Genomic DNA, 7,257 nt, shown 5'->3' with positions numbered 1-7,257 from the left:
TACTTTGGATGAAGTACAAGATTATGCAACAAACTGGTTGTGGCATTACAACCATGAAAGATCACATCAAGCTAACAAAGGAAAGCCACCTCTAATGGCTGCTTAACCTCTACTTTTAACTTCGGTTATTTATGGGAGGATTACCAGGTTTAGGGCATTACACAGCTGTACTAGTCGTAAGTATGATGGAAACTGTAAATGAGTATATGACGGATAAAACTATACGAGATTTATGGTTATGGGCATTCATAAGCTGTGAAAGCAATACGCCTGAAAGAGCTTGATGCTGATATTCAACACCAACTCCTGCAGCAGCAGAATCACCTAAAATAAGCAATGATAATGGTCGACCAAGACCTACAATTCCTTGACGTTCTCCAATTGGCTCTAGAAGTTTTGGCGTACGTTGTTTAACAACAATTCCTTGAGCAACTATGATTGGCATTAAGAATAATGTCGATATTTTTAACCACATTTTAATTCAAACTTACTTAGGCTATTTTTAATATTAAGTAGCTTGATATTGGGAGATTCTTTGACCCATTTGCTCTGCTAAGGCAGCCAAACCACTCATTGGCCGAATCATCACTTCAAAATCAATAATTTGCCCTCGATCATTGAAGCGAATCATATCGATACCTTTTAATGATTTACCACTCACATTCGCACTAAATTCTAGCACTACATTTTCACCATCTTCCGTAAAGAACTCACGATGATAAGTAAAGTCCTGAAAAACTTGGATAACATTGGTCAAAATAAAGAAAACAACCTGTTTCCCTTCATACGGTTTATAAGCGACAGGTGATCTAAATACCACTTCATCTGCTAATAAATCATTTAAGATGGACATGTCATTGGTTTCTAACATTTGATGCCATTTTTTGATTGATATTTGAGTTGTTGCAAGTGTCATTTTTATTGTCCTATTAAATTTATATGGTCTTGAAAAGGGCATTTTCTTAAAATAGAAAACACCCTTTTATTTATTATAGAATTGCCGCTAGTTCAGCACCTTGACGAATTGCACGCTTCGCATCTAACTCGCCTGCTTCTTTTGCACCACCGATAAGATGAACATTTTTACCATCAGCTTTGAGTTGATCATACATCGCTGTATATGATTCTTGGCCTGCACAAATTACAACGTTATCAACTTCTAATACTGTTGTTTTTCCATCAACAGTAATATGTAAACCTAGATCATCTACTTTGTCATAACTTGCACCTGCGATCATTTTTACATCGCGGTGTTTTAAGCCTGTGCGGTGAATCCAGCCAGTTGTTTTACCCAGACCTGCACCTACTGCCGAAGCCTTACGTTGTAATAAATATATTTCTCGTTCAGATTTTTCAAGTTCAGGTTGTTTCAGACCACCAACATGCTCGTACGCTGTATCAATTCCCCATTCTGCATAGAATTTTTCAGGGTTTAAGCTACCGCTTTCACCTTCGTGACTTAAATACTCAGCAGTATCAAAACCAATACCACCAGCACCAATAATCGCTACACGTTTTCCTACTGGTACACGCTCTTTAAGTACTTGGATATAACTTAGAACTTTTGGATGATGAATGCCTTCAAATTGTAATTGACGTGGTGTTACACCAGTAGCTACAACAATTTCATCATAGTTTGCTTTGCTTAACTCTTCATAAGTTACTGTATGGTTCAGCACCAACTCAATATTTGGTTGTAATTCGATTTGACGCTTGAAGTAGCGCAGTGTCTCGTAAAACTCTTCTTTACCGGGAATCGTTTTAGCGATATTAAACTGTCCACCAATCTGATTACTTGAATCAAAGATTTTAACTTTATGACCACGGCTAGCTGCATAAGTTGCAAAACTCAACCCTGCAGGCCCTGCACCAATTACTGCAATATTTTTTACGGCATTTGTTTCCTTGAAAATTAGTTCAGTTTCATAACATGCACGCGGATTGACTAAACATGTCGCAATCTTCATAGAGAAAATATGGTCTAAACATGCTTGGTTACAACCAATACAGGTATTGATTTCATCACTGCGATTTTCTTTAGCTTTTAATACAAATTCTGCATCCGCCAACATAGGACGAGCCATTGAAATCATATCAGCATGACCTGATGCTAAAACATGCTCAGCCATTTCAGGTGTGTTAATACGATTCGAAGTGATTAATGGAATAGATACACTTCCTTTAAGTTTTTCCGTTACCCAAGTGAATGCAGCACGAGGTACTTTTGTAGCAATCGTTGGAATACGTGCTTCATGCCAGCCGATCCCTGTATTAATAATTGTTGCACCCGCTTTTTCAATTTCTTTAGCAAGGTGAATCACTTCTTCTAAGCTAGAACCACCTTCTACCAAATCGAGCATAGATAACCGATAAATAATAATAAAGTTCTCGCCCACTAAATCACGCGTACGTTTCACAATTTCGATTGGAAAACGGATACGATTTTCGTAGCTACCACCCCACTCGTCATCACGATGGTTGGTACGTGCGGCAATAAACTCATTAATCAAGTAGCCTTCTGAGCCCATGATTTCTACGCCATCATAACCTGCATATTGTGCTAATTTTGCACAATTCGCAAAGTCATCAATGGTTTGTTGGACTTCTGCAGAACTTAATGCTTTTGGCTTAATTGGGTTGATTGGAGCCTGAATTGCTGAAGGCGCGACGTTATTTGCTTGATAAGAATAGCGCCCTGTATGAAGAATTTGCATAGCAATCTTACCACCTGCATCATGTACAGCTTGGGTAATCACTTTATGTTTTTCTGCTTCTTCGATTGAATCTAATTTTGTTCCATGTGCAAAAACAACACCATCATCGTTTGGAGATACACCACCTGTAACAATTAATCCAACCTCACCTTTTGCACGTTCAGCATAAAATGCTGCCATACGTTCATAGCCTTGTGGCGCTTCTTCTAAACCAATATGCATAGACCCCATAAGCACACGGTTTTTTAAAGTCGTAAAGCCTAAATCAAGTGGCTGAAGTAAATGTGGATAAGCTGACATAAATTCTCCTATGGCTAGCAATCTGCTTGCTAATGCAACTTGTTGCATAAAGTTATAAACAATATTTGATTTTTATGCAACATTTTGCATAATCTTAATAGTCACATTTTATTTTTGGATGTTTATGTCTCTTGCCCATGTTTTATTGACGAGTTTATTAGAAAAACCAAGCACTGGTTTCGAACTTGCTCGTCGTTTTGATCGCTCTATGGGCTTCTTTTGGAACGCGACACATCAACAAATTTATCGTGAACTCAATGGAATGCTCAAAAAAGGTTGGATATCAACCATTGAAGAAGAAACAACAAACAGTCGTAAAAAAACATATCAAGTCGAACAATTAGGTCGCATACAATTAGCTGCATGGATCGAGCAACAAAGTGAACCTGCGCAACTAAGAGATGATTTGATGGTTAGGTTGAGGGCTGAAGCACAATTAGGTGGCAATACGATATTACCTGAGTTGATTCGCCACTTAGAGTTACACAAAGAGAAGTTAAAATTGTACCAAGCCATTCATGACAAAGACTTTAAAAATAACGAGCCAACAAATCGTATTTTATTTATCCATAAAATGATTCTTGAACTCGGTATTATTAAAGAAAATGAATGGATAAAATGGTTACAGAAAATGATCCCTCAGCTCAAAAAGTTTGAGGAAGCGGACAAGATTGGAGAAAAATAATGCCGTTTTACACCATGCCTGATCAAGAAAAATTATTTGTACGACGTGTTGGCGAAGGAGAACCTGTACTCGTCTTATCAGGACTTGGTATGCAAAGCTGGCAATGGCTACCTTTTTTATTTTCCAATCGCAATCAATATGAATTTATTATCCCAGATTGGAGAGGATTCGGCGGCTCTAAAAATTGTGTAATTCCATCAATGGATGCTATCTCAAGCCATTGGAATGATGTAGATGCACTCATCAAACTGCTTAATTTAGACCAGTTTATCCTGATGGGATATTCTATGGGTGCAACGACTGCTATGCATGGAATGAAACATGGTGATTTAGCTAAAAAAATTAAAGCCTACCTTCATATTGATCAAACACCAAAAATTGCTGTTGATGATACTTGGCAATATGGTCTATTTGGAACAAAGTATTCTCAATTCAAAAGTTTACTTCTCGATATTCAAACACTTTTATTGGATTATAAGTCTGCAAAAAGGCTTGAAGATTTACCTAAAGACATTCGATATCAACTTGTAAGTCTTTGGAGTGCATTTATTGAGTTACAAAGCAATAATGCTTATAGTCCAAAAATCTTTAAACTGGCATTAAATCGACCAGTTTTACAAAAGTATTTACTACCTATTCAACGACTAGACTATTTACTTTGGTATGTTGAAAATTATCTGAATCATGATGAAGATTACCGTGATGCCATCAGTCAATTAGAGTGTCCAACAACGTTCTTTATTGGCCGAGACTCTACGCTTTATCCAGAAACTGGACAAACTTTAGTTGCTAATAGTCTAGCAAATGCTCAAACAATCTATTTTGAACGTTCAGGGCATACTCCCTTAATTACCGAACCAAGAAAATTCTCTCAAGAAATTGGGCGTTTTCTTAGTAGTAATTCATTGGATGCTGCATAAAAAATACAATAAAAAAGCCAATCAACAAGATTGGCTTTTTATGATCAATCAGGATCTCATTTGCTCAGCGATTTCCAAGAGAACTTGTTCAGTTTTATCCCAACCTAAACAACCATCCGTTACCGACTGACCGTAAGTCATATTACATGAAATCTTTTGATTTCCATCAACCAAGTGGCTTTCGATCATCACACCACGTACTTTGGATTCTGCACGTTCTGCAATAATTTGTTTTAGTACATTTGGTTGCTGTAATGGGTCTTTACCACTATTGCCATGACTACAATCAATTACTAATGCAGGTAAATGTTTATGTTTGAAGTGCATCGCTTGAATTGAAGCCAAATCATAATTTGTACCATGGTTTGAACCACGCAAAATTAAATGCGGTAAAGGGTTGCCATTGCTATGCAAAATAGCAGGTAAACCTTGCTGAGTCATTCCAAGGAATTGATGACCATTTAAAGCAGATTGAATTGCATCCAAAGCAATCTGAATCGAACCATCAGTACCATTTTTAAAACCAATACTATATGGCATATGGCTTGCGATCTCACGATGAATCTGAGATTCACTTGTACGTGCCCCAATCGCTCCCCAAGCCAACAAGTCATCAAAATAACCTGTTGCCATCGGACTTAAAATTTCACTCGCGATCGGCAAACCTTTTTCAATAAGTTGAATATATAGCTCACGAGATTTTTCCAATCCCAATTGTAAATCTGATGATCCATCTAGGTTTGGATCATATAAAAAACCCTTCCAGCCAACTGTTGTACGTGGTTTTTCAATATAAGCACGCATTACAAGAAATATTTGATCTTTAACTTTTTCTTGGAGTTTTTGTAGGCGATCAGCATATTCAAGTACTGCGATAGGATCATGAATCGAGCATGGACCTGTAATCACCATAAGTCGAGGATCATGACCAGATAAAATATTCTGAATCGTTTGACGATGTTTTGAAATTTGCTGCACTAAATTTGCAGACAATGGATACTGCGCTTTGAGTTGTGATGGCAAGCTAAGCATTGATTCTTTTATTTGCGTTTGTGATGATTGTTTCAAAGCCGTATTTAAAGCATTCATTTTCATTTCCTTTGGACTGAAATCAGCCCGAGTATTTATTTGAGCAAGAGTGATCTAAGTGATGTTGATTTTTTTGCAAAGTAAAACCAAGAAATCTTGCTAAAATATGAAATGTTTGATGTATACATAATATTTCTCCTAAATTAATGAATCTTAAAGCATAAAAAAACCTGATCGGTGTTGCCGATCAGGTATTAACTGGTTGGGCAACCCTTTCGCTGCCCGAAACGCATCAGGCAACTAGATATATTGCCAAAAGTAAAAGTATGCGTTCGTGTTTACAGTATGCTTTAACATGTTTATTTCAAATATCTTAAAAACTGTTGCTTAGTTCTAAGTTACGCACTATTTCTGTATTTGACAAGCACTTTTTATGTTTTTTTAATTTTACCTAAAAAATAGACAGTAATTGATCTTTTAGCCAAGCTTCAATAAAATAGCACAAAAATACATCACCACGAGTATACGCCAATGAAGTAAGTCCTATTTTTCATCATCAAATTCAATTTCTTTTTTGATGTGCAAAATAGACTTATCTATGGTTGGACCACTCATATTCTAAAACTGATTTCGATCTATTTTTGCATATCCTGTTTATGAGGTTTCTTATGACTCAACAGGCATGTGTCGTTTCAAATTTATCGCTCGAACTAGCACAAAACAAACTATTTACTAATTTATCTTTCCAACTTCCAATTGGACAATTCACTGGTTTAATTGGAAGAAATGGACAAGGCAAATCTCTTCTGATGTCTATTCTTCATGGAGAAAAAACAACTCTACCCTATTCAGGTCAAATATCTTGGTTACGCCCACATCAAGATCTTCACCAGCTTCAACGTATCCAATCAGCGACTATTGCTGAGACACTGGAAATAGAAGACTTATATTTTTGTTTTGAACGCATTAGTAATGGAACTGCAACATTGACTGATTTTGATCAAGTTGAACATCTTTGGCATTTACCTTCTGAATGGCAACAACTATTAGAAAGTGCAGACTTACCCACTGATCTAGGTAAAAGTACAAATCAATTAAGTGAAGGACAAAAGACTAAACTTGCACTTTGTCGGTTATTCTTACTTAAAGATCATTATCTATTACTGGATGAACCGAGCAATCATTTGGATACGCAAGGAAGAAAATGGCTCGCTCAGCAAATGGAACTACATCCAACAGGCGGACTCATTATTAGTCATGACCGCCTACTACTCGCTCATGTAGAAGGTATTTTCAATTTAAACCACTTAGGTTTGCACTACTATGGAGGAAATTATGATCTTTATCACCGACAGCATCAGTTGCAAATACAAGCATTATCTCATTCAGTTCTACAAGAAAAGCGTGATTTGAAACAACTCAAAGAGCAACAACATCAAAGCCAAAAGAAAGCACAAAAAAGAAAGAAAACAGGTGAGAAATTAAGAGCTTCAGGATCTCAAGCGACAATCTTACTTGATGCAAAAAAGGAGCAATCTGAACAATCACTCTCTCAACTAAAAAAACAACAGATCAAACAGCTTACTCAAGCAAAAGATGAATTACAGCA

General features: G+C 36.7%; 7 protein-coding genes and 2 pseudogenes. 5 read left to right on the top strand and 4 right to left on the bottom strand.

From position 1 onward, the window contains the following. A partial coding sequence (locus A2003_RS02705) for an integrase core domain-containing protein (protein WP_286686767.1) occupies window positions 1-106 on the top strand: 106 nt, incomplete at its 5' end. A gap of 40 nt (window positions 107-146) precedes the next feature. Continuing rightward, window positions 147-242 (top strand): annotated as a pseudogene (locus A2003_RS02700) (metal-dependent hydrolase); the annotation flags it as partial. On the opposite strand, the pseudogene A2003_RS02695 reads toward A2003_RS02700, so the two are convergent. The 3 genes and pseudogenes from A2003_RS02695 to A2003_RS02685 all read right to left on the bottom strand — a co-directional run. Then, window positions 239-475 (bottom strand): annotated as a pseudogene (locus A2003_RS02695) (SGNH/GDSL hydrolase family protein); the annotation flags it as partial. The pseudogenes A2003_RS02700 and A2003_RS02695 sit on opposite strands and share 4 nt — an antisense overlap. A 33-nt stretch (window positions 476-508) precedes the next feature. Further along, on the bottom strand, window positions 509-916 hold the full coding sequence (locus tag A2003_RS02690) for a nuclear transport factor 2 family protein (RefSeq protein WP_004962049.1): 408 nt from the start codon (window positions 914-916) through the stop codon (window positions 509-511). 73 nt (window positions 917-989) lie between these two features. Continuing rightward, entirely contained in the window at window positions 990-3,014 is a 2,025-nt protein-coding gene (locus A2003_RS02685) for an NADPH-dependent 2,4-dienoyl-CoA reductase (RefSeq protein ID WP_005402584.1), read from the bottom strand. Window positions 3,015-3,138: 124 nt separating this feature from the next. Here A2003_RS02685 and A2003_RS02680 point away from each other — a divergent pair, with 124 nt between their 5' ends. Then, window positions 3,139-3,699 (top strand): PadR family transcriptional regulator, encoded by a 561-nt coding sequence (locus A2003_RS02680; RefSeq protein WP_004962055.1) that lies wholly within the window; start codon window positions 3,139-3,141, stop codon window positions 3,697-3,699. After that, a complete protein-coding gene (locus tag A2003_RS02675; protein WP_039047342.1) occupies window positions 3,699-4,619 on the top strand; it encodes an alpha/beta fold hydrolase in 921 nt (306 codons plus the stop codon). Before A2003_RS02680 ends, A2003_RS02675 begins: the two co-directional genes overlap by 1 nt. A gap of 48 nt (window positions 4,620-4,667) precedes the next feature. Here the strand turns inward: A2003_RS02675 and A2003_RS02670 are convergent, their stop codons facing one another. Then, window positions 4,668-5,708: a 3-deoxy-7-phosphoheptulonate synthase gene (locus A2003_RS02670; RefSeq protein ID WP_039047343.1), complete on the bottom strand. Its 1,041-nt coding sequence runs from the start codon at window positions 5,706-5,708 to the stop codon at window positions 4,668-4,670. A gap of 608 nt (window positions 5,709-6,316) precedes the next feature. Here A2003_RS02670 and A2003_RS02665 point away from each other — a divergent pair. Then, window positions 6,317-7,257: ATP-binding cassette domain-containing protein (locus A2003_RS02665; RefSeq protein WP_286686766.1), on the top strand; the 941-nt coding region annotated here is incomplete at its 3' end.

The organism is Acinetobacter sp. GWC1_38_13 (genome assembly GCF_001767535.1).
Lineage (GTDB): Bacteria > Pseudomonadota > Gammaproteobacteria > Pseudomonadales > Moraxellaceae > Acinetobacter > Acinetobacter junii.
The sequence above is the reverse complement of the archived record's forward strand: the minus strand, read 5'-3'. Positions and strand labels throughout refer to the sequence as shown.

Excerpts from the sequence above, each read along its gene's own strand:
- A2003_RS02690 (WP_004962049.1), bottom strand. The coding sequence starts at position 916 with ATGACACTTGCAACAACTCAAATATCAATCAAAAAATGGCATCAAATG.
- A2003_RS02685 (WP_005402584.1), bottom strand. The coding sequence starts at position 3,014 with ATGTCAGCTTATCCACATTTACTTCAGCCACTTGATTTAGGCTTTACG.
- A2003_RS02680 (WP_004962055.1), top strand. The coding sequence starts at position 3,139 with ATGTCTCTTGCCCATGTTTTATTGACGAGTTTATTAGAAAAACCAAGC.
- A2003_RS02675 (WP_039047342.1), top strand. The coding sequence starts at position 3,699 with ATGCCGTTTTACACCATGCCTGATCAAGAAAAATTATTTGTACGACGT.
- A2003_RS02670 (WP_039047343.1), bottom strand. The coding sequence starts at position 5,708 with ATGAATGCTTTAAATACGGCTTTGAAACAATCATCACAAACGCAAATA.